At 54.7% G+C, this 23440-nt stretch carries 18 protein-coding genes; 5 read left to right on the top strand and 13 right to left on the bottom strand.

Features of this window, described 5'->3' with window-relative positions; all coding sequences use genetic code 11:
• Nucleotides 1-21 precede the first annotated feature (21 nt).
• The gene (locus PV433_RS05695; protein WP_332071216.1) at nucleotides 22-1482 is read right to left on the bottom strand and encodes a sulfatase family protein; all 1461 of its coding nucleotides are present in this window, start codon (nucleotides 1480-1482) and stop codon (nucleotides 22-24) included.
• Nucleotides 1479-3776: a heparin/heparin-sulfate lyase HepB gene (hepB, locus tag PV433_RS05690; RefSeq protein WP_332071215.1), complete on the bottom strand. Its 2298-nt coding sequence runs from the start codon at nucleotides 3774-3776 to the stop codon at nucleotides 1479-1481. Before hepB ends, PV433_RS05695 begins: the two co-directional genes overlap by 4 nt.
• 409 nt (nucleotides 3777-4185) lie before the next feature.
• Here hepB and PV433_RS05685 point away from each other — a divergent pair, with 409 nt between their 5' ends.
• On the top strand, nucleotides 4186-5391 hold the full coding sequence (locus PV433_RS05685) for an ROK family transcriptional regulator (RefSeq protein WP_332071214.1): 1206 nt from the start codon (nucleotides 4186-4188) through the stop codon (nucleotides 5389-5391).
• 75 nt (nucleotides 5392-5466) lie between these two features.
• Here PV433_RS05685 and cysK read toward each other — a convergent pair whose 3' ends face one another.
• The 8 genes from cysK to PV433_RS05645 all read right to left on the bottom strand — a co-directional run bounded on the left by cysK (nucleotide 5467) and on the right by PV433_RS05645 (nucleotide 13841).
• Nucleotides 5467-6387, bottom strand: a complete 921-nt coding sequence (gene cysK, locus PV433_RS05680; RefSeq protein ID WP_332071213.1) for a cysteine synthase A — start codon at nucleotides 6385-6387, stop codon at nucleotides 5467-5469.
• 71 nt (nucleotides 6388-6458) lie between these two features.
• Nucleotides 6459-7844, bottom strand: coding sequence for an MFS transporter (locus PV433_RS05675; protein WP_332071212.1), 1386 nt, complete (start codon nucleotides 7842-7844; stop codon nucleotides 6459-6461).
• Between the two features lie 391 nt (nucleotides 7845-8235).
• Entirely contained in the window at nucleotides 8236-8700 is a 465-nt protein-coding gene (locus PV433_RS05670; protein ID WP_332071211.1) for a hypothetical protein, read from the bottom strand.
• 99 nt (nucleotides 8701-8799) lie between these two features.
• Nucleotides 8800-9219: a DUF350 domain-containing protein gene (locus PV433_RS05665; RefSeq protein ID WP_332071210.1), complete on the bottom strand. Its 420-nt coding sequence runs from the start codon at nucleotides 9217-9219 to the stop codon at nucleotides 8800-8802.
• A 260-nt stretch (nucleotides 9220-9479) separates the two neighbouring features.
• Nucleotides 9480-10160 carry a PspA/IM30 family protein gene (locus tag PV433_RS05660; protein WP_332071209.1) on the bottom strand — a complete coding sequence of 227 codons (681 nt, stop codon included), beginning with the start codon at nucleotides 10158-10160 and terminating at the stop codon, nucleotides 9480-9482.
• A 122-nt stretch (nucleotides 10161-10282) separates the two neighbouring features.
• Nucleotides 10283-10951, bottom strand: a complete 669-nt coding sequence (locus tag PV433_RS05655; protein ID WP_332071208.1) for a tetratricopeptide repeat protein — start codon at nucleotides 10949-10951, stop codon at nucleotides 10283-10285.
• Between the two features lie 231 nt (nucleotides 10952-11182).
• A complete protein-coding gene (locus PV433_RS05650; RefSeq protein WP_332071207.1) occupies nucleotides 11183-12496 on the bottom strand; it encodes an ABC transporter substrate-binding protein in 1314 nt (437 codons plus the stop codon).
• A 595-nt stretch (nucleotides 12497-13091) separates the two neighbouring features.
• On the bottom strand, nucleotides 13092-13841 hold the full coding sequence (locus tag PV433_RS05645) for an IclR family transcriptional regulator (protein ID WP_332071206.1): 750 nt from the start codon (nucleotides 13839-13841) through the stop codon (nucleotides 13092-13094).
• 283 nt (nucleotides 13842-14124) lie between these two features.
• On the opposite strand from PV433_RS05645, the gene PV433_RS05640 reads away from it, so the two are divergent.
• Complete coding sequence (locus tag PV433_RS05640) at nucleotides 14125-15600, top strand: hypothetical protein (RefSeq protein WP_332071205.1); 1476 nt, start codon at nucleotides 14125-14127, stop codon at nucleotides 15598-15600.
• 103 nt (nucleotides 15601-15703) lie between these two features.
• Here the strand turns inward: PV433_RS05640 and PV433_RS05635 are convergent, their stop codons facing one another.
• The gene (locus PV433_RS05635) at nucleotides 15704-18073 is read right to left on the bottom strand and encodes an endonuclease MutS2 (RefSeq protein ID WP_332071204.1); all 2370 of its coding nucleotides are present in this window, start codon (nucleotides 18071-18073) and stop codon (nucleotides 15704-15706) included.
• A 263-nt stretch (nucleotides 18074-18336) separates the two neighbouring features.
• On the opposite strand from PV433_RS05635, the gene PV433_RS05630 reads away from it, so the two are divergent.
• The 3 genes from PV433_RS05630 to PV433_RS05620 all read left to right on the top strand — a co-directional run bounded on the left by PV433_RS05630 (nucleotide 18337) and on the right by PV433_RS05620 (nucleotide 21075).
• On the top strand, nucleotides 18337-18705 hold the full coding sequence (locus PV433_RS05630; protein WP_332071203.1) for a phage holin family protein: 369 nt from the start codon (nucleotides 18337-18339) through the stop codon (nucleotides 18703-18705).
• A 303-nt stretch (nucleotides 18706-19008) separates the two neighbouring features.
• Nucleotides 19009-19377, top strand: coding sequence for a cupredoxin domain-containing protein (locus tag PV433_RS05625; protein ID WP_332071202.1), 369 nt, complete (start codon nucleotides 19009-19011; stop codon nucleotides 19375-19377).
• A gap of 996 nt (nucleotides 19378-20373) precedes the next feature.
• The gene (locus PV433_RS05620; RefSeq protein WP_332071201.1) at nucleotides 20374-21075 is read left to right on the top strand and encodes an SDR family NAD(P)-dependent oxidoreductase; all 702 of its coding nucleotides are present in this window, start codon (nucleotides 20374-20376) and stop codon (nucleotides 21073-21075) included.
• A 155-nt stretch (nucleotides 21076-21230) separates the two neighbouring features.
• Here the strand turns inward: PV433_RS05620 and PV433_RS05615 are convergent, their stop codons facing one another.
• Together PV433_RS05615 and PV433_RS05610 are read right to left on the bottom strand one after the other, a co-directional pair.
• The gene (locus PV433_RS05615; protein WP_332071200.1) at nucleotides 21231-21800 is read right to left on the bottom strand and encodes a CvpA family protein; all 570 of its coding nucleotides are present in this window, start codon (nucleotides 21798-21800) and stop codon (nucleotides 21231-21233) included.
• Nucleotides 21801-21818: 18 nt separating this feature from the next.
• The coding region (locus PV433_RS05610; RefSeq protein WP_442951482.1) for a hypothetical protein at nucleotides 21819-23440 on the bottom strand (1622 nt) is incomplete at its 5' end.

Below are 23440 nucleotides of genomic sequence, written 5' to 3'. Positions count from 1 at the left end.
AAGTCCGGATTCATGTTTACATCAACTGGTATGAAAGGCGGAGTAATCCGCTAAAAAACGGTCGTACGCGTCGGCGGGAATATTCAGCAGGTCGCCTGTACTTCGCATATGCCCGCGCAAGTGCGCCAGCATCGCTTCGATGCGCTTCCGGTGCTGCTCCGGCCGGAACGCTCTGTTGTTCGTTTCCGACGGGTCGCTTGCCGCATCGTACAGCTCGATAAACGTCTCGTCCTTGAACAGATCGACAATAAGCTTCCAGTCCCCCTCGATTATGCACCGCTGAAAATTGCTTCTCGCCCCGTTCCCGTCAAACTGGATGAAGATTCGCTCACGCTCCAGCCTGCTCCGTTCTCCCCGGATCAACGGCATCAAGGATACGCCGGACATGCCATCCGGCGGCTCGATGCCAAGATAGTCGCACAGCGTCGGCAATACGTCTACGCTGCTTACGAGCTCGCTCGTGCCGCTTGCCGCCGCCCGAAAGCCGGCCGGAAACTTCAGGAACAGCGGCGTACGCACCGCTTCTTCGTACATGCACATTTTCTGCCACAGCCGGTGCGAGCCGAGCATCTCCCCGTGATCGCTGGCGAATACGATCAGCGTGTCGTCGTACATGTCCTGCCGTTGCAGCTCGGCTACGAGTTCTCCGATGCAATGGTCCAGCAGCGCGACAAGCCCCAGGTAGACGTTCCATATGTTCTGCCAGTCGTCCCTCGTATACGAGGCGCCGAGCTTGCCGGTCAAATTGTAGAGCTGCAGCGGAGATTGGTTCTCGTACCACACCCCCACGTTATCCGGCAGCTTCGCATCCCGGATCATGGAATACCACGGCTCCGGAATGTCCAAGGGCGGATGCGGCGCGAGGAACATCGCACTCAAGGCGAACGGTTTGCTCCGGTCTCTGCCCCGGATCGCCTCGAGCGAGTCGTTCAAAATAAAGCCGTCATAAAAATTTTCCAAACCTTCTTCATACTTCCCCGTTGTCGGAATCGAATAGTTCCGTTTGCGCGTTAGTTTCCCGTAGACGAGCTCAGGCACGATGCCCTGAAACGCCGCTCCACCGGGCTTCCGCTTGCCTTGCGCCTTCAAAAACCGCTCGTAGCGCCCTTCCAGCGGAAGCCAGTAGGTCCGGCTGTCCGGCTCCTGCTCCAGCTTCGGCTCGGTGAACAGATGCTGCTTGCCGGTATGCCAGCTGTCCCATTCGTCCTCCAGCAGCCGGTACCAGTTCGTATGATCCGGCCTCACCATGCCATGCTGTTTCTCCTGCTCCGTCCAAGGGTTGATCAGCGAGCCCGTCACATTCGGATATTTCCCGGTAAAAAACGATCCGCGGGCCGGAACGCAGAGCGGCGACGCGCAGTACGCGCGCTCCATCACGAAGCTTTCCGCCTTCAGCCGGTTCAGGTTCGGCGTGTGAGGACCCAGGGCGTCCCAGCGAAGCTGGTCCGCCATGATCACGACCACGTTCGGCTTACTGCTCATGCGCCGCCTTCCTTCCCGCCGGCCGGCTCCGAGCCGGTCCCGTCCAGCTTGCGTACGCGATACTCCCCTGCCGATCCTCCGTTTTGCCGCCAGTACAATACGCCGCTTGCCTCGGACACTTCATAAGACGCCGCCTGGCCCCACTCCGTCTCTGGGCCGGTCCCGCCGCCGGACCGTTCGATCGCCCACCGTCCGGGCGACAGATCGGCGATGAACAAGTGCATCCCGCCGGCTCTCTCGCTCGCTTCCGCAGGAACCGGAAGGATCGCCGGACCATCGTCGAGCGGCATCCCGCTTTTGCCGAACAGGACGACCCAATCGTGAATCGCCGCGCCGACCAGCGCGTCGCTCTCCAGCTTCTCCGTGCACAGCGCCGCCGGACCGTCCGCATCCTTCACCTGCATGACGTTCAGGAAGTAGTCCAGCCCGGACGGCTCGCGCGGGCTCACTTCGATCCGCCATTCGCCCTGCTCCTTCGTCCCGGGATAATCGTTCACGTAGTTGGTGCCGAACACCCAATACTCCTTGCCGGGGCCGCCTACCTTGACGATCTCCCGATTGCCGCCCTCCGGCAGCAGCGTATCGTTAACCAGCTGCCCGTTGTAGCCGTCCTCGCGGCGCGACACGACCGTTCGGCCGCCTTCGGTCTCCGGCTCTTCGATGCTGTGCAGCAGCCAATATTTCGGGAACCCCGGATTCGAAGCGACGACCCGGTCGAAGACGATCAGCGCCGCCGGATGCGTTTCGTTTTGGAAGTTCAGAAACAGGAACGACCGCTGGAACTGCTTCATTTTGTCCGAATACGCCGCCGTCAGATCTCCTTTCAAATAGGAGTAGCGGGGGACTGCCTTGTCCGGTCCGATCGCATGGGCCAGCACATCCGCCCGCTTGAAGTCTTGGGTCAGCAAATCGTCCAGCGTCAGCGGCGGTCTACCTTCATTGGGCCATCGCTGCCCGCCGTCGTTCACGTTCGGCCATACGAGCCCTCCGTCCTTGACGTACGGAACCTTCTCCAACTCGCCCGGATCGTAGACGAGCACACAATTATGCGCGATCGTCCGCTTGAAATAATACTTGTTGTGCGGGGAATGGTATTTGCCTGACGAGCCTTTGTAAGAACCCGGATCGATCGCCAGATGGCCTTTGTAATACAATTGGAACGCGCCTGCGTCCAGATGCTGGTGGTTGTTGTACTGGTACATGCCCACCTTCATCTCGGCGACGACCGTCGCAGAGCCGATGCCTTCGTCCCACCCCGTGCGCGCCACCATGACGCCCGTCGGCTCTCCGAAGTACCGGGTTAGCGGCAGCTCGTGCAGCGGTTTCGCTTCCACGTCCGGATCGGCGAACAGGAACGCGAACAACACGTCCTTGTCCTGAAGCCTGCCTTCGTCCCTTTGCCATTGGGATGTAAAATATGGATCTTTATAATATCCGGCGAGTATCAAATAAAGGAAATGAAGCCGCGTATACTTGGTCTGCTTCAACATAACCGGCGTCGTATCTCCGTCCCGCAGCAGCTTGCCGTCCGGACGCCGGGTGTAGATCCACTGGTACCCGACCTCCCGCTGCGATTCGTCGTATACGTTGCCGAAGCCCATCCTGTCGAACAGGAAGGTCGGGAACAACTCTCCCTGGAAGCGGACACCGCCGTAGCCGTCTCCTTGATGATGCCAGCCCGACGGATAAAAGAAATTGCGCGCAGGCAGCATCTGGTCGAAAAATCGCCCGGCCGCCCAATCGTACATGTCCGGCTCCTCGTCGTAGATCGCAATGCCCGTTCCCAGCATATCCCGCTGGATCATCCACTCGTTGCTGTGGCCGACGAAGGCGCCTTCGCGGACGGGCGGGTAACCGCATTCAAGAAGCTCCGCCAGCCGCTTGAAATGCCGGATCAGGAAAGCTCTCTCCGCATCCGTGATCAAATCGTAGCACCAATCGTACACGATCGCCCCCGCGAGCATCAGCCGGCCGATCTCCCTCGAGATGTCCTGATAGGCCGGATTAAAGGGTTTCGTAATACTGGACAACGCAAGCGCTTTCGCTTTCTCCCCGGCCTCCCGGTCGTCCATGAGCACATACAACAGCGCATTCGCTTCGATGACGTAGACGTCTCCCGGGCAACTCTCGGTGCCGGCTTCTTCCACTGAAAACGAACTGTACTGAAGAAGACGCTCCCAAGCCTGCTTGACCTCGGGCCTCGCCGCCTTATCTCTCAGCTCCGGCACATGCTCCTTCCGCATAAATAGCCGGGGATGACCGGAAGGCGGTGTTATTGGTGGTTTTGGAAACATTCGATCTAACCTCCCTTGCTTGCGGACAGCCAGCTGTTTTTGTACCATCCGCTCTATCATCGTGCCGCATCTGATTCTGCTGTCAGACCTCATCTTACAAAGCTGCCGCCGGCTCGTACCCGCATGAGGAAAGCAGGGCGATTTCTGCAACCGCTGCCATTCTGACACAGTCGCATCTTTCGCCGGTCGTTCGCTAACAGTTCGATCATAAGCTACACTTTTAACTTATGTCAATATTTAAACTTAGATTCGCAAATCATTTAATTTTTGTTCAGATTTTTTATCGAAAACCAACTAGTTATGAATAATTTCAATCAATAGATTCCACTAAAAACATTGCCAATCCGTCTTCCGTTTGTTATGGTAGAAGCAGCGCAGCAACCTATGAACGAATTGCGAGGGAAACGTTTTGGAACCTAGCCGCAAACTGTACGATCAAAAAGGGAGTAAAGTCGCCATTCTCCAGATGCTCCGGGTGTACGGACCGATGTCTCGGATCGAACTCACCCGGCAGACCGACTTAAGCCGGGCGACAATATCCGTCGCGATCCAGGAACTTATCGAGCTGGGACTTGTCCACGAAACCGAAGTCCGTCCATCTACCGGGGGAAGACCGGCAACCAATCTGGAGCTGGTCCCTTATTCCCGTTGCATATTAGGCGCGGATTTGAATCATCAATCCTGGATAATAGGAGCCTTCGATCTGCTCGGCAATACAGTGGAGAAGAAGCAGATCCCGTTCGCTCCGCTGACGCCGGAAGCGGCCGTCGCCGCACTCGCCGCCGAAATCCCGAACTTTATCCAAACGCTGGGCCCCAAAGTCATCCCCGTGATCGGGATCGGCGTTCCCGGATTGGTAGATTCGAACAACGGTCTGCTGCTCAGCTCGGCGGTTTTGGGCTGGCAGAGAGTCGAGCTCGGCACCATGCTGGAGCAGGCGTTAGGCTGGCGGGCCGTCGTCATGAACCGCAGCCGCGCCCGCGGCTTGTCCGAGTGCCGGTACGGGGCCGGCAAAAACTACCGGCATATGATCTATATCGGGGTGGATACCGGGATCGGGGCCGGCATCTACGTCAACCGCGAGCTCATTCACGGAGCGATCGGCGGCGCCGGTGAAATCGGCCATACGACGGTCGCGATCGACGGGCCGTTATGCCCGTGCGGCAACAACGGCTGCCTGCAAATGATGGCCGCCGCTCCCGCCATGGAGCTGGAGGCGCGCAGGCTTCTGCGGTCCGGGGCTCACTCTTCGCTGCAGCTCCGGCAGGGCTTCGATCTGCAGATGCTGGGCGCCGAAGACATCTGCCAAGCGGCGGAACAGGGCGACGAACTGGCGATACAGGTCGTGACGAACGCTGCCGCCTATTTGGGCGTTACTTTAGCCAATCTCGTCAATTTGCTCAACCCGGAAGCGATCATTCTCGGCGGCTCCATTCCCAAATCGTGCAGCACCTATACCCAAACTGCCGTCAAAGTGATGCATCAGCGGGCCATGGGTCTTCTGTCCGGCTCCACCGTCGTCCATATCGGCGAGTTCAAGGAAGCCGGCGGCTCGCTCGGCGCGGCGAATATGGCGCTCGATCAACATATGTCGTTCTCCTTTTTCGCTCCGTAAACGATTCGCAAAACAACAAAAAGACCGGCTATTGCGGACACCAAAGTCCGGCCGGTCTTCTTTTTTTTATTGCGCTCAAAAAATATCCATGCTGAGGTACCGCTCTCCGGTATCCGGAGCGATACACAACACCCGCTTGCCTTTACCCAGCTTCCGGGCCACCTGAAGCGCGGTCCATACCGAAGCTCCGGCCGAAGGCCCTACCAGGATCCCTTCGCGCGCCGCCAGCTCCCTCGTCGTACGGAGCGCGTCTTCATCGGCTACCTGCACGATCTCATCGTAGACGTCCGTATTCAGGATTTGCGGAATAAATCCGGGGCTCGTCCCGACCAGCTTGTGCGGTCCCGGCTGCCCTCCGGACAACACCGGCGAGCCTTTGGGCTCCACAACGTAAATCTGGATGCCCGGAATATGCTCGCGCAGCACTTCCCCGGTTCCGGTAATTGTCCCGCCCGTTCCGGACGTAGCGACGAATGCGTCGAGCCTGCCGTCCGTCTGCTCGATAATTTCCAAAGCTGTCGTTACCCGGTGAATATCCGGATTGGCCGGATTTTCGAACTGCTGCGGGATAAAGCTGTTCGGAATTTGCTCGTGCAGCTCCTTCGCTTTGCGGATCGCACCTGGCATCCGCTCGGCCGCCGGCGTCAGGACAACCTCCGCTCCGTACGCTTTCAGGATGTTGATCCGTTCCTTCGTCATATTGTCGGGCATGATCAGGATGGCGCGGTACCCTTTGGCCGCGGCGTTCATCGCCAGCCCGATCCCGGTATTGCCGCTTGTCGGCTCGATGATCGTAGCGCCGGGCTTCAGCCTGCCGTCCTTCTCCGCTTGCGCGATCAGATTATAAGCAGCGCGGTCCTTGACGCTTCCGCTCGGATTGAAATATTCAAGTTTGACATACACTTCCGCGTCGTTTTCCCCTACAAGCCGGTTAATCCGGACTGCCGGCGTCTGGCCGATCAGCTCGGTTACGCTCTGCACCATCTTCGGTTTCATGTGACGTACGTGCCTCCCATTTCTGATGTACGTCTATTATATCATATAATTCATGGTATCGTTATCGGGATTTACTGATTTGAACGGACGACAAGCTTATCGCGCATGAACAGCCATGCCAACAACGGCGAACTGCCGATTCCGAGCAGCAGCCAATTGATCGCCTGAGGAGCCGTCGTCCAGGAGACGACCAGGATAAAGACGAGTGTCCCGGCAATTCGTCCCACATTCAGTCCAAGCTCCCGCAGGACGACATATTCGACTCGGTGCTCGGAGCTGTCGCGGTCACGTCCGATAATATCGAATACGGAGGAAGTCATCGGAATCGTGTACAGCGGAATAAACAGCGACGTTCCGATCCCGAACAGCAGCAGCGTCGTAAAGCTCACCTGCCAGAAAAAAGGTAGAATGACGGCGATCATAAACACGACCCCGATCAGCATTCCCCCTTTGCGGTGCGGAGGCTTCAGCCATTTGCCGACCACGTAAAAGCTGACCAGAGCAACCGCCGACGTAATCAGCGAGAAGTTGCCGATCTGCATTTCGTTGCTGGTGGCGATGTAGATCATCAAGCCGATCAAAAAGGCAAATACGCCCTCTCGCACCCCCTGGGCGATTAAAGCGGCAAACACCGTTCTCCAAGGGCTCTCGGGGTTTTTCAGCGTGCGATATCCGTGCGCCCATTCGTAAGTTCCGGCCACCTTCCGCTTTTTGAGAAAAAAGCTGACTACCACGCCGACGACAAAAACGGCCAGCGATATGGCAAAGATGAGCCGATACCCGCTCGTTCCGGGGAGTCTCGTAATGAGCCAGCCCGATATCCAGGGAGCGACCATCCCGATCGAGGAGCCGAGCAGGCCCGCCCATCCGTTGAACCGGTCCCGGTTGTCGGCCGATGTGACTTCAAAATATACGACATTAAACGCCAGCCAGAAAAACCCCGAAGACATCCCCTGCACGAAGCCGAGGAGCCATACGTATTCGACAGCCTGCTGCTGGAGCAGCAGCACGATCATATAAAAAAGAGCGGCAACGGCTACGCCAAGCCGCAGACTGTTCATCTTATTTCCTTCCTTCACCCATTTGCCTGCGAGCCAAAACGTCAGGGCCATCGATATTTGGTGAAAAAAAGCGAACCAGCCGATCAAAGCAAAGTCGTTTTTGGCTTTCCATAAATAAACGTTAACGAACGTGCCCGACAACGCATTGGCTGCTCCGAACAACGTATTTACGATCAGCAGCAGCCACGTTTGAGAATCGAACGCTTGCGACGATTGGTTCGAACTGCCGCCGGCGGGGCGGCTCGAATCGTTATCCGTATCCCGGCCTTGATCCCGATCCCGGTCCCGGAAGTACCCATTCTGCTTTTCCTTCGATTTTGGCCCGAAGGGACCGACCCCTCCCGCTTCGCCGCCCGTTACGGCCATCTCCCCGGTACGCTGTCGATCTAGCTGCATGTGCCTCACCTATATGCTCAAATTGCCACCTGCAAGCGGAACGGGCATCGTCAGTCTCCTGCCTCTGCTTGTCCAGCTTGAATATAACGCCAGGCGTCTGCGGCTTCTTATAACGTTCCCCAAAGCGGGAAAAAAATTAGCCTGTTTTCCTGCTATCCGCGCTCCGTGTAGTTTGGACGGCAGCTTGCACCGGCACCGGACAAAATAAGAAAAGCATCTAAACGAAGCCTTTTCCACGATGAATGACCCTGCGTAAGCGGTAGCTATTCTTGGTACAGAAACTCGCAATTTACTTTTTTGAAGTAACGCTTTGGAGCTTTACCACTTTAGCAAATCTAAACTTCTGTAACGATAAAAAACCCGCTTCCGAAGAAGCGGGCGCCTCGCGGCCTTACGATCCTTTCGACCACGAATTAACGAGCCGGACCCGGTCCTCATCGGACAACGAGTAGGATACTTGAAAGCAGGACGGACATACGAACATATTCAGCTTAAACGGAGGCTTCAGAAAAGCGGGCGCTTCGCCGGACGGCTGTACCGGCACAAACTGCCCTTCGCCTACTTTCATCTCGCCGGCCACCACCATCTCGTCATGGCAACGCAGGCATTCCATCCCGTCGTCCTGCTGCTCCAAACGTTTCTTGACCGACAGCTCATAGGCGTTCAGCTCCGTTAATTCCTCATCATCTGAATCCGAGAGAAGCTCGAGATCGTCGCCGTCCAGCTTGACATGCAGACTCCGGTAATCGTTTATCTCGTTGAAACAGTGCGGACAAGTCTCCTCCGGACCGATCTCTTCATCCCAGACGATCTCCGTCTGGCACCACGGACATACCGCGGCGGGATTGTCGCTCATGACCATTCCCCCATCAGGCGTATTTAACGAAATAATAAACGCCTACGGCTAGAAACGCAAGCGATAGCGCCAGTAACGTTCCCCATAAATATTTCATAATCACACCACGCTTGCGCCGATTACGTAAGACATCGAGATGGAAATAATCATCGCCAGAAGGCCGACGGCCCGGTTATCCTTCTGGATTTCCGCGTCAATTTTGAACACAGGGGTCAGAAACTCGAAAATAAAATACGCTATGAGCAGCAGCACAAAACCGATGCTGGCCCAGATCAGCGAGTGCAAAATCGAGTCGTTGTTCATGATCGCAAACCGGAATATGTTGCATATCCCGAAAATTTTACCACCGATCGCCATCGCTACGGACACGTTGCCGTTTTTGATTTCTTCCCAGTCGTTATATTTTGTAACGAATTCAAATATCGCCAAAAACACGACTAAGGCCAGTACGGCGACGGAGAAAAAAGCGAGCGTTTCCAAAAACGGATTCGACAACAAAACATCCACCTCTTCGTTCATCAGAATCAACCGCCTTCCCCGAAATGGCCAAGAATAAACGCCTACAGGCGTCTTTGACGCTGGCATTTATCAAGATTTGGAGCCACTTCTAAGACATACTTTCCGATATATTGAAAAAGACGCAGAACAACGCGAAACCGGCCCTGAAGGCCGATTCCGCATGCGCTGGTTCCGCACTATTTTCTGTTTGTGTATCGGTCAGGTTCCCTTGTATCCCCTCGCGAAGGGAAGGAATCCGTATCTTTTGTTAAGACGTCGGATCAGGATTGACGCTTCTTGGCTTCCATTTGGGCTTTCAGAGCCGCCAGTTCGTCGTCTACCCCGCCGGTTTTGTCGAGCTGAGCCAGCTCGTCGTCGAGCGTGCGGCTGGAGCTGCGGATATCTTTGCTCGCTTCCGCCTCGGCTTCCATCTGAAGCACTTTCTCGGTCATCCGGTCGAAGCCTTTGGCTGCGTTGTCGGTTCCGAAGCCCGTCATCGCCTGATTGATCTGCTTTTGCGCCTTGGCCGCTTCGGCGCGGGCTACCAGCAGGTCTTTTTTGTTTTTCATTTTGTTGAATTCGTCTTTCATCTCGGCAAGCTGACTGCGAAGCTGGTCGGCATTCGTCTTGGCGATGTCGTACTGGCGCTTCATCTCGTCGTAGCGGGTCTGATGCTCTTTCTTATCCTGCAGCGCTTTGCGGGCCAGCTCCTCGTTGCCTTGCTCGAGAGCTTTCATCGCTTGCTCCGTGCGGCGGTTGACCATATCTTCCGCTTCATCGGCCTGCTGCTTGAATTTTTTCTCGATTGCGATCTGCTTCGCTACCGCAGACTCGGCTTCCAAAATATCTTCTTCCATATCGCGGAGAAATTGGTTGAGCATTTTAACCGGATCTTCCGCTTTATCCAGCAGGTCATTGATCGAAGCCATCGTTAAATCGCGCAATCTTTTGAAAATTCCCATCTTTTGGTTCCTCCTCAGGGTTTATAGGTTCATCTTTACATTCGATTGGAAATCAACGCGTTGTTTACACCCATTTCATACGTGGCGTGCGTGAAGAAGTTTCAAAACGGACCGGTTTTTCTTCAAAAAATTTGTCGCCATTTGGATAAGAACGCCCACCGCCGTTCCGCCCGCCTCTTGTAACGGGGCAGTCCCCTGTAGACGAGAAGCGCTTCCGCGTAAGCCCGCTTCGCTTCCTCCCGGTGTCCGAGCCGTTCGTAGATCCGTCCGAGCTTGTAGCTCCCTTCGCTGGAAGAGGAGTTCATCCCGCGGAATTGCTCGAGGTAGCCGATCGCTTTATCCGGCTTCACCGGAGCGAACTCCTCGCCTAGCCTTAGATACGGCTCTCCGTACTTCACTTTCGGATTCGACTCCAGACTTTGCAAAATCAGCTTCTCGCCCTCTTCCAACTGTCCCAGCTTCAGCCTGCACAGTCCGATCTCATACACGACGTCGGCCGAATCGTAGATGGAGCTGACCTGCTCCAGGAGCTCCAGCGCTTCCGCATATTTCCCTTTCTCTATATACAATCGGGCCGCTTCCAGCTTACCGGTCGCATTGTGCGGCGACAGCAGCAGCTCGCGCTTCAGACGGGACAACCGCCGGTTGCGGCGCAAAGGCGCGGTCAGGCTGGGGGAGAGTCCGATGAATCTCCGGTCTATGAAGTACAAGACGACAAGCAGGACGATCAGCGCTAAAAACGGATTGCCTACAAGCCACCACAACAATGCGAACAAGAAAAATTTACTCATGATCCACCTCCATCTTCTCCCATTCTAACATAAGACGGAGAAGCCGAATACAGACCCGGCCTACGAGCCGGCGCAAATCGTTTTACGGGTTTGTAAAACTGTCTCTATCCGAGGGCTGGCCGCCAGGCGGGAGCCGTTGCAGATAGACAGAAAAAAGAAGCCCGAAAGGCTTCTTTGAATCGTATAGGATGATGCTGCAGCCGGAGTCGCCATTTACTCGATCGGCATTTTTTACTGCGATTTTTTCTCCGCTATTTTTTTGGTAACGAGATCCTGCGCTTCTCTCAAAGCCGTGTTTACGTCAATCGACCCGTTGATGAAGGAAAGCAATTTGCCGTTAACGAGGCTTGCGGCATCGCGGTCATATACGCTTGACGGGGCGGGAACCGGATACGATTGTCCGAGCAGCGCCGCCGTATTTCTGCCTTTGGCCAGCTCATTGTTGGCGAACGCCTGCTTACGGATGTCTTCGTTTTTAAGACCGGTAATTCTGCCGTCCTTCGTCGCTCCCAACTGCACCTCGGGGTCCGTGCTGAGATAGGAAATCACTTGGAAGGCGACGTCCTGATGCTTGCTGGCCTTGGTTAAAATGAATCCGTCCGAGAACAGTCCCTGGCCTACGTTTGGTTTGTTCTTAAAGGTGGGATACGTGACGAAATCCCACTTGAACCCTTCCCGCTCCAGCTTTGCCATATCCGTATTGTGCAGGAGCAAAATATCCGGGAGCATAGCCAGCGTCTTGGCCGTCGTAAATTCGTTCCTCGAATCGCCCAGCGATTTGATTGGCGCCGGAAGCGGGTTCGGGAACATCCGTTTCGCTGTCTCGAACAGTTCCTTCCACCCTTCGCTCGCCACAAGAGCCTGCTCGGTTTTCGGATCGACATAGGGGAGCGAAGCCTGCATCTGCAGACGGTTAATATTGATCGGCGGCTTAAGTCCGACATATTGAATCGTGCCGTCGGTGCGCGTCAATTTGTTGCCGAGTGCGATCACGTCGTCCCAGGTCATGTTGTTCGTCGGATAGGGAACCCCGAATTTATCAAAGATGTCTTTATTGTAATGCAGAGCGAATGCAAGCACATTATAAGGCAAATAATACACTTCGCCGTTTTTGGAGTAAGACTTGATGCTGTCCACCAGCTTCGAATCGTACACGCCGAAGTCAAGCCCGTGCTTTTGCGCCAGCGGCCGGAGGTCCTGAGCGATCTCCAGGGGCAGAACCGATTGCAGATTCGTAACCCCTTCCCATATAATATCGGGAATATCGTTCATGGCGATCAGCTCTTCGATCGTGCTGCCCTTTTTGTTCTCCACCACCTGCAGCGTTACATGGGGGAACTTCTTTTTCACATACTGGTTAACGTACTTCTCGTAATCGTCGATAACCGTCCTTGTATAAAACTTTAACGTAACCGGATCGGGAGCTTTAACCGCGTTTTTAACGTCGCTCTCCGCTTCCTTCTGTCCTCCTCCGCCGCACCCGCCCAATAGTCCGGTTGCCGCAACCATCCCTGCAAGCAGAAGCTTCGCTGTACAATTCCGCATCGTAACGTCCCCTTTATCTCATAATTGTGGTATAAGAATAAACTGGAGGGAAGAATAAAACGATATCGTACCTCTTACGCAATTCCATCCTTATCATCCTGTCGGCAGGTGGCATCCCGCCTGCTTTCGAAAATTACAGAAACGGTAGCGCTTACATATTCGAGGAAAATGATAAAACCACTTCGCTAGGGGCCGCATTTAGGCTGCATATGACCATTTTCTATACGACGTCAATTACCTGCGGGCCTGTATCCATACACGTCAGTACATATAGGTCAGTATCCACACTCACACTCGTCAGCTTCCATACCGTATCCGGTTAACCGTTTTCTCACCCCCACATCGTTCCCCAATAAAGAACATTGTTCACTTTCTTAATCAAAAAAATATAGCCGTTTCACCATTATGTTCTCTGTCGAAGAACGCAGTTCCGTATAAGTTGTAGTCAGCTTCACTTTATCACATCGATTTCGCTAATACAACATTTAGTTTTAGGCTTGAAAGGGGAGCGCTACGGGACAGCCCGACGGCAGGACAAGTCCGCTTCCGGCACCGTATCGCCCCTTTTTTTGTTCCTGTATACCAAGCGTCCGCCTTAGACCTTCTCTTCGATCGCCCGTACAATTTCGCCCAATTTCAAGGCGTAGTCCCGGATCTTTTCATCGTCAAATCGCAGCGAAGGACCGGATACGCTAATTCCTGCCACGAGCTGTCTCTTCTTGTTCAGAATCGGCATCCCTACGCATTTGATTCCGTATTCGTGCTCCATGTTGTCGATCGAGTAGCCGCGGCTTCGGATCGCCGTCAATTCGGCCTGAAGCTCCGCCGGATCTGTAATCGTATGATCCGTATATTTACGAAGGCCTCTGGCGCATAGCGAATCCGTGATCTCCGGCAAAAAAGCCAGCATCGCTTTGCCGATCCCTGTGCAGTAAAGCGGGGCCTTTACGCCGAGCATCGATCGTGTGGACAGCTGATTTTTGGGAGAAGACGAATCCAGGTAGATGACTTCCGCTTCGCTCGGCATCCCCAAATAAACAGTCTCGTTCGTGTAATCCGCCAATTCCTGCATGTAGGGCAGCATCAGCTTGCGAATATTCATATTGCTTGAAATCACGTTGCCGAGCTCCAAAATTTTCATCCCGAGCCGATACTTCTCGTTTTCCGGATTTTGCTCCAAATAACCCGCTTTGACGAACGTATCGACGATATTGTGCACATTGCTTTTGTACAGGCCGAGCTGCTCGCTGATTTCCGTTATGCCGAGCTCCGGATTATGGACGTTAAAGCACTCGAGGATTCTAAGAGCTTTATATAAAGATTTCACTTTGATTTCTTCTGCCATCGTCGTTACCTCTTATCCGCTAATAGTAGGGAAGGGAAGCTGTTCGTGCCTTATCCAGCACGGGACCGGTTTCATTCCTACTTCTATCTTATAGGAAGATGTCCCGTTTATCAAAGTGGTTTTGCGGAATTTTGCGGGGTTAATTGTAAATGACCTAACACATTTAACTGTCAATAAAAAAGTATTGCTAACGGCAGCATCTTCCATTATGCTAGATCCGAAGAATGTTTTTTGAACATTGTTCTGTATTAAGGAACAAAACAACAATTAGGAGTGTGTACTCATGGATCGAACCAATGCGGCCAACTCAGGCTGGAATTATTCCGACCCCAGAGATTTATACAAAACGGCCGACCCGTCGGCTAAGGCGTATGGCAGCGTCCATATTATGCGACTCGCTCCCGGGGACCGCCGTCTGACGGTGGATTGGAAAGACTTCGAGCCGTCCTCGGGCTCCACTTCCGGACGCGCGTATTCGCTTACATACCGGTTGCGGGGACAGGATGAGGCGGTGCATGTTCCGTTGTCCGCCTCGGACGAGCGCATCACGATTACAGATCTGGCGAATGACCAGGAGTACGAAGTATGGGTTACCCGTACGGACAGCGCCGGCGACAGCAAGTCTGCGGCATCGTCCAGCCCGGTTCGCTTATTCCGTCCGGGTGTTGTGCCGGGGATTGTTGTTAATTACATTCATCCCGAGGACTACACGTACGGGTTTTCCGGCCGGTCGCCTGCCAGCCCTTCGATCGTCCGGCTGGAGGACGGGGTGCTGCTTGCTTCGCACGACATTTATTGGGGGAATGAAGGACAGAATACGTCGGTTATTTGCCGCAGCGAGGACGATGGGGAGACGTGGGCGTTTGTTAACTTCCTGTATCCGTGCTTCTGGGGGAAATTGTTCCTGCACCGGAACCGGCTCTATATGCTTGCGACAAGCACGGAGTACGGAGCATTACTGATCGGTCGATCGGACGACGGGGGAGCGACCTGGAGCGAGCCGACCGTCATCATTCCGGCCGGAAGCCGGGAAGCGGGCGGACCGCACAAGGCGCCGATGCCGGTCATCGAGTACAAGGGGAGACTGTGGACGGCAATCGACTACGGCTCGTGGACGACGGGCTCGCACGCGTCGGGTCTCATCTCGGCCCCTGCGGATGCGGATCTGCTCGATCCCGCGAGCTGGACGACGATGCCGTTCCTCAAATACGATGTGAACTGGCCCGGCTCCGTAGGCGGAGGCAACCTGGCCGGACTGCTGGAAGGCAATGCGGTCGTGAAGCCGGACGGGACGCTCGTCAACCTGCTTCGCTACCAGACCAACGGCGGCACGCCCAATTACGGCCGCGCCATCATGTTGTACGCCGATACGGATCATCCGGAACGTTCGCTTACTTTTGGCAAAGTGATCGACTTTCACGGCAATTTGTCGAAATTCACCGTTTATTGGGATGCACAATCGTCGAAATATTGGTCGTTGGTTAACCGGGTAACAAACCCGAGCATCTCGCAACGCAACATCCTGACTCTGGTTCATTCCGAAGATCTGGAGCATTGGCACATCACGGCTGATATTTTGGATTATGAGCATAACGGTTGGCCGGAAGACTGCAAAAAGGTCGGATTCCAGTACGTGGACTGGCTGTTCAACGGGGACGATATACTGGTCGCTTCGAGAACGGCGATTAACGGAGCGCACAACTTTCATAACGCCAACTATATAACATTCCACCGGATCGAAAACTTCCGGTCGATCTAGAGTCTCAGAATGGTCCGCCATCTTGTCTTATGTTCTTATGCAGAAGACGCCTCCATACTCACCTAAGAGGGAGCAGGAGGCGTCTTTGTGCGCTCATTGTCGGTTATTTCAACTCGACTACTGTAACGCCCGCTCCGCCTTCGCCGTAATTGCCCAGCCGGTAGCTTTTGACGTGTTTGTGCCTGCGGAAATATTCCTGAAGTCCGGTGCGCAGAACACCTGTGCCTTTGCCGTGAATGATATACACTTGGCCGAATCCGTTCAGGAAGCTTTCGTCCAGAAACCGGTCGGTCTCGATCATCGCTTCCTCCAGATTGCTGCCGCGCAAATCGAGCTCGGTCCGGATATTCTCGTCCCGGCTTCGCTTGACGCTTGCCGTCACCTGCTGCACCGGCTTTGCATCCTGCGCCGGCTTGATCAGCTCCAGATCCGACTTGTTCACCTTCATCTTCAAAATGCCGAGCTGTACGGTCGCTTCCGTCTCGCCGTGCATGTCGACGACGTGACCTTTCTGGCCAAGCGATACGACCCGCACTTCGTCGCCGACGCCGATCGTTTCCGCACGTTTCTGGGCGTTCTTCGGCGCAGCGCGTTTGTCCCTCAGCTCCGGTACCGCCTGATCGAGACGCCGCTTGGCGTCAATCAGCTTGTGCTCCTTTACCGCGCCACGTTCCTCCAGCGCAAGCCGCCGCAGCTCGCGGATTACTTCCTCGGCCTCGCTGCGCGCCTTGGCTACCGCGCCTCGCGCTTCTTCCTCGGCTCTGGCCATCAGCTTGTCGCGCTGTTCGCGGAACTTCTCCCGCTCGTCCTCCAGCTGGTTGCGTAGACGCTCGACCTCGGCGCGCATCTGCTCGGCCTTACTTCGCTCGGCTTCGGTCGTAGCCCGGTTCGCTTCGAGCGAAGCGATCATCGTCTCCACCCGTCGATCGTCCTCGTCGACATGTCCGCGTGCCATCTCGAGAATCGGGCGGGGCAGTCCGAGCCGTTCCGCAATCGCGAAGGCGTTGCTTCGGCCAGGAACGCCCACGAGCAGCCGGTACGTCGGACTGAGCGTCTGCACGTCGAACTCCATGCTCGCGTTAATGACGCCTTTGCGCTCGAAGGCGTACGCCTTCAGCTCGCTGTAGTGTGTCGTCGCCACGACCCGGCAGCCGATCCGGTGAATATATTCAAGAAGGGCGATCGCCAGCGCCGAACCTTCCGACGGGTCGGTTCCCGCTCCGAGCTCATCGAGCAGAACGAGACTTTTCGGCGTCATTCCTTTCAGAATGGATATAATATTGGTCATATGACTGGAAAACGTACTCAGGCTTTGCTCGATGCTCTGCTCGTCGCCGATATCGGCGTAGATCGCATCGAAGACGCACATCTGGCTGCCGTCCTGGGCCGGAATGAACATGCCGGTCATCGCCATCAGGCTGAGCAGACCGATCGTCTTCAAGGAAACCGTCTTGCCCCCTGTGTTGGGGCCCGTGACGATGATCGAGGCGAACTGGTTGCCGAGCTCCACGTCAAGCGGCACGACGTGATCGGGGGATAACAGCGGGTGACGCCCTTTTTTGAGCTTGAGAAAGCCCCGGTCGTTCATCACCGGCAGCGTGGCCTTTAATTCCCGGGCCAGTCCCGCCTTGGCAAATACGAAATCGAGCTCGCCCAGCGCCTCGACCGATACTGTCAGCTCATCCGCCGCTTCGGCGACGAAGCCGGTCAGCATGATCAGTATTTTCTCGATCTCGCGCTCTTCCTTCAGCTTTAGCTCACGCAGCTTGTTATTCAAAGTCACTACTGCCTCAGGCTCGATAAACAGCGTAGCGCCCGACGCGGACTGATCGTGGATCATCCCGCCGCTGAAGCTGCCGCGGTATTCCTGCTTGACCGGAATGACGTAACGGTCCCCGCGCATCGTGATCAATGCGTCCTGGAGCATCTTCTGAATGGACGGCGTCCGGATCATCTGCTCGAGCTTTTCTCTGGCGCGCGATTCGCTCGTGCGCAGCTCGCTGCGGATTCTGGACAGCTCTGGACTGGCGCTGTCCAGAACATCCGCCTGATCGTCGATGCAAGATTTGATTTTCTCCTCGACGGCCCGGTTCTCACTAACCGGTTCCGCCGCCTCTACGAGAGAAGGGATCGGCTCATGCTCGTCCATCGTTTGCAAAAAGCGTTTCAGCTTCCGGCCTCCGGCGATCGTGTTCGCGATGTCCAGCAGCTCGGCCGGATTTAACGTCCCGCCAATCCGGGCCCGGTGCAGAGCCGCCCGTACGTCCCGGATTCCGCCGAACGGAGCGCCCCCTTTTAGCCGGTCTACTTTGACGGCTTCGTCCGTCGCCTTCAGCAGCCTCTTGACTTCTTCGAAGTCCGAGCTCGGTTCGACCGACTCGGCGCACGATTTGCCAAGCGAGGTAGCGGCGTGATCCGCCAATTTCGTACGAATTTTATAATATTCAAGCGTATGCAGTACTTTCGGGTTCAAAACCGTTCAAACTCCTTCCCATCCGCGAAACCTGTATGTTAGTTATTATATCCGAAGCGTTCCGGATTAGCTATTGAACGAACGGTTAGACCTATTTTATCCACCGGATGCAATCGGTCGCCGCCAATAATTGGACTACATAGCGCGACAAGATGAGGCAAAAATAAAGGGTGCACCGATATCGCCGCCATTCGGACGGATGCAGCTGGCATACAAGCTGTCCCGAGCCGTTTATGCGAACCATTCCAAAGGAGGAAGCGTACATGCGATTTCTTGGCCATGTTGTCCGATTTATCGTTGCGGCCTTCGTGCTTATGTTCGTTGGCTGGATCGTACCGAATTTTGCCGTAGGGGGCTTCTGGAGCGCTTTGTTCCTCGCCTTAGTCATCGCGGTATTGGGTTGGATCGTGGAAGGAATTTTCGGCAAGCGGATTACACCGTTCGGCCGGGGTATCGTCGGTTTTCTGGCGAGCGCAGCCGTCATCTGGCTAGCCCAGTTCATCGTAGGCGGCGTATCTGTAACGATTGTCGGTGCTATTTTGGCGGCGCTGGTTATCGGGATCATCGACCTGTTCATCCCCATCGCAACACCGTTCGATGCGGGACGGGGCAACCGGGAAGAAGCCCGTTAAACTGCTTCGCTGTGCTAACGGCCTGCCCGTCGGGCAGGCTTTTGGCATGCGCGGCTTTTTGATTCAGGCGATGGACGTTACACAGACGGTTGACCCCCTGAATTGGACTCCAAACAGCTCATGCCGGAAGCCGCGGGAACGAATCCCCGCTTTTTTGCAAGCGGTTTAGCGAAACTTACAAAAAGGTTCATAACTTTTTCATTAAGGGTTCACGAGACTGTCACTGACTTTATCCCGCCATTTCGATATAATGAAGCCGTAAGATCAACAGTCCGATGGACTACACTTATGGAGGGATTCCGTATGAAGAAAACGATCTTGTACCTGCTCGCGCTGATCGCTGTGCTGGCAGTGGTAGCCGCCTGCGGCAAAAAAGAAGAAGCGCCTGTAAATACCGCTTCCGGACCAGCTACCGGCGACTTGAAAATAGTAGCAACCAACTGGGACTTCGACCAAAAAGAATACAAAGTGAAAAAAGGCGACACACTGAAAGTGACGCTGGAAAGCAAAGAAGGCGCACATGCCATCAAAATCAACGGCTTGAATATCGACGTGGGCACCAACAAATCGAAAGACGTTACGTTCGATAAAGCAGGCACTTACGACATCATCTGCAGCTTGCCTTGCGGCTCCGGCCATAGCACTATGAAAGCTAAGCTGATTGTAGAGTAATTTATAACCGCTGCAAGCGATGTATGGCCGCTTGTGGTACCAACACCTCCAATTCCGTCAGGCTTTGGAGGTTTTTTTGTTGTCGTACGCTGTGGCGGTTATGTGTATTACGTGTTAAAGTATTAAAATTTTAAAGCGAGAGAGTGAGAAAGTGAGTAAAGCAAAGCGTAAGGTAAACTTGTACTTGTCTAATGGGTTCTTGGAATTTAGTTTTGCTTGCTTGGGTTTCTTTATTAAGTAAGTTTTTTCATCTGACTTTCTCATTTCGCTTTCTTCGAATTCCTCTCTCACTTTTTCGACTTCTTGTCACGTTTCTTCGACTTTTCTTATCGCGGTTCTTCGACTCTTATCTCTACTCTTCGGCTTTTCTTAGCTCGCACTCTTCGACTTTTTATCTCACCTTCTTCGACTTTTCACCGCATTCCTTCGACTTTTTATTTCGACTCTTACAACTTTGAACTCATTCAATTTCTTGTCTCGTTCTTTTGACTTACTCCGATTGTTCTTATCCATTCCTTCCACTTTTAACTAACTTCATTCGACTGTTTATCTCCTTTCCTTCGACATTTGCGCCGTTCCTCTGACTTTTCTGATCTCGCTTCATTCGACTTGTATCTAGTTCCCTCGATTTCTTATCTCTCTTTTTTCGACTTTATTGCTCGTCGTTCCTTCGACCTTTATTTCGCCCCTCGACCTTATATCGTGTTCCTGCGGCTCTTCATTGTGTTCCTTCGACTTTTTCTTCGTCCCTCAAACTCCTCCCCTTTCTCTTTACTTCCTCTCCGCTTGCTTTTGGGCAACCCATCTACCACCCGCTCTGTTCCCGCTCATACTTTTAGTTGGATATCTCCCTTGTGGACGGCCTTCATCCCATGATCCTTTATTAAACAATTGTTTCCATTTTCATCAAAAATTTTTATACCGTAAACGTCTATCTGGACCCGGAAATTTCTGTTAAGATGATTTTGATAAAGACAAAGTAAAGAGGTGGGTATTATGGGAATACTGTCTGAGAAAGTTGCAGTTGTGACTGGCGCAGGTTCCGGATTGGGAAGGGCAACCGCTTTACGATTTGCGGAGGAAGGGGCTATCGTCATCTTGTGCGGGCGGAGGCTCGGCAGACTTGAAGAGACGGCCCGTCTAATTGCATCCGCCGGAGGCCGGTCTCAGGCGCTTCGCCTGGACATCGCTTCGGAGAGCGACGTTCTTCGGATGCAGGAATTTGTCCGGACCGCTTACAGCCGCATCGACTTATTAATCAATAACGCTGCTGTAGTCGAACTCGGCTCGGTAGCTGATACTTCGTTGGATTCGTGGAACTACCAAATATCCGTTAACTTAACCGGTGCATTCCTGATGACCAAAGCATGCCTCCCCCTTATGCGCGAACGCAAATATGGGCGGATCGTAAATATCACCTCCAGCCTGGCCGAGAACGGAGCGGGCGGCTACGTCGCGTACAGCGTTAGCAAGGCCGGCCTCGAAACGCTAACCCGCACGATCGCGGAAGAAGAAATCACGCACGGCATCTTGACCAATACGTACAACCCCGGTACAATCCGCACGGAAATGCACGCGAGCGGCCAAGAACCGGCGGCCGTGGTGCCGGATATACTAGCGCTGGCCTCGTTGCCCAAACATGGGCCGAACGGCAAGCTGTTCGAAGCCGGCGGCTTACCACTCGCGGCTGGAGGCTAAAAATCAAGCCAGCTTAGGCCAAGCAACGGAGGCAAATAAGAGCTTCCAGCCCCCTCTATTTCCCCGAAATACGCACCTCGGGACTAGATAAGGGATGCTGGAAGCTCTTATGCGGTCACCACGATCCTCCATAAACACCACCATCGCTGCCGCGACTAGACGCTTTCCACCGGAATTTGATTCCACAATTCCCGCAGCCGATCTGCAAGCTCGGGCAGCCGGTCCATAACGAAAGTGGCCGCGCTGGACTCCGACAAAGTCTTTTGCAGCGAGTCCGAAGGGATGATGCTCATGATGAGCACCGCGATTGTAAACAGCACTACTACCTCAAACAAGGCCAGCAGGGCGCCGCTCCATTTGTTCACCTTCTTGAGGCCCGGGATCGAAGCGATCCAGTGCAGCACTCGCCCGACGACCGTAAATCCGATTTTGACAACTATAAAAATGACCGCAAAAGCAACGGCATTGTTGAAGTAGACGTTCCAATTGATACTGTCGAGCAGAAACGCGTACTCCTGATAACCCTTAAGCTTGTCAAGCGGAATAAACCGTCCTATGATCGGGGCCAAGTCATCGTACAGCCAGTAAGCCGCCAAATAGGCGATGAACAGGCCGACGATGGAAACGAGCTGGGCGATCAAGCCGCGGTGGTAGCCAAGAGCAAGAGCCCCGACTACCAGCACGGCGGCGATAATGTCCAGCGTATTGAGTTCATTCATGCTCATACGCCCGGCGCCCCTCGTCTAATCCTTCTCAACGAGTTGAATCCATTCGTTGAATTCGTTTTGCAGCTTCGCGTATTCCTCCTGGAGTTTCCGATGCTGCACCACCAGCTCGCTATCCTTCAGTCGTTCATCTTGCAGCTGCTCGAGCTCGTGCTTCAGCCTGCCGCACTCCCGGCCGAATGAAAGCCGCATGTCGTCCCGCTCCGCCTCGAACTCCGCTCGTTCATTCTGGAGCGTCTGTTCCAGCTTGGCAGCCCGTTCACGCTCCGCCGTCAGCTCATCCCGCACGCTAGTCGCTGCAGCCTCAAGCTGGGAACGCAGTCCGGAGAGCTCTGCCTCCAACGATGCGATCTTGCGCTGCGCGGCATCCCGCTCTTCCTCCAAGGCGATTTCCCCGACCAGTTGCTCCTCTTCCAGCGCTTGCTTGGCCTTGCTGCGCTCTTCTTCGAGAGCCGCTCTAGCCTTGCTGCGCTCTTCCTCGAGAGCTTGTTTGGCTTTCGCAAGTTCATCCGCCAGCAGCGATTCGCTTCTCGCCCGCTCTTCCGCAAGCGCCTGTTCGAACTTCCTTTGCTGTTCCTTCAGCGTTTGTTCGAATTCAGCGCGCGCTTGCTCGGCAATCCGCCCGACTCTGTCCTGTTCGTCATCCAAAGCCTGCTTCGCTCTGGAACGTTCCTCCGCCAGCATTTCTTCAAGAATCGAACGTTCTTCCGCAAGTGCCTGCTTCGCTTTACGCAGCTCTACCTCCAGCGCCTGTACCGCCTTCTTGCGCTCTTCTTCGGCCTGCATCGCCTTACGATGCTCCGCTTCGAGAGCCTGAACCGCTTTAGCACGTTCTTCCTCCAAAGCCTTCGCGGCTTTCAACTGCTCCTCCTCCAGAGCGAGCATGCCTTGAAGACGCTCTTCCTCCAGCGCTTCGTGGATCTTCAGGCGCTCCTGCTCCGCAAAGGCTGCCGCAGTCTGCCGTTCCTGCTCAACCGCCCGTTGTGCTTGAAGACGCGCTTGCTCCAGTTCCTGGCTTGCTTTGCGCCGCTCTTCCTCGTATAACTGTTGGAGTTGGCCAATGCGCTCCAGCAGCGTCCGCTCCTTGTCGCTCCACTGCTGCTCCAGCGACTGTTTTCCTTTATGAAGCGCCTCTTCCAGCGTCTGTTCGGCTTTCATAATCTCTTCAACAAGAATTTGCTCGCTTTTACGACGCTCTTCCTCCAGAAGCCGCTGTCCCTTGCTCCGTTCTTCCTGTAGAGCTTGCTCGGCCTGCTGACGTTCCTGCGCTAGCAACTGCTGCCATTTACCCTGCTCTTCCGCAAGCGCCTGCTGCGCTTTCAGCCGTTCCTGCTCCAGCGCTTCTTCGGCGCGAACCATTTCGTCCTCCAGCGCCTCTTCGACCTTGCGCACTTCCTCCGCCTTCTGACGCTCCTGCTTCGCCAGCTCCTCCTGCAGCGCCTGCTCCGCCTGTAAACGTTGCTGCTCTCGCTTCTGGCGCTCGGCTTCCAGCAATTGCCGCCACTTACCCTGTTCTTCCGCAAGCGCCTGCTGCGCTTTCAGCCGTTCCTGCTCCAGCGCTTCTTCGGCGCGAACCATTTCGTCCTCCAGCGCCTCTTCGACCTTGCGCACTTCCTCCGCCTTCTGACGCTCCTGCTTCG

The organism is Paenibacillus sp. GYB004, from assembly GCF_036577605.1.
Taxonomy (GTDB): domain Bacteria; phylum Bacillota; class Bacilli; order Paenibacillales; family NBRC-103111; genus Paenibacillus_AB; species Paenibacillus_AB oceani.
This window is presented reverse-complemented; position numbering and strand designations above follow the sequence as displayed.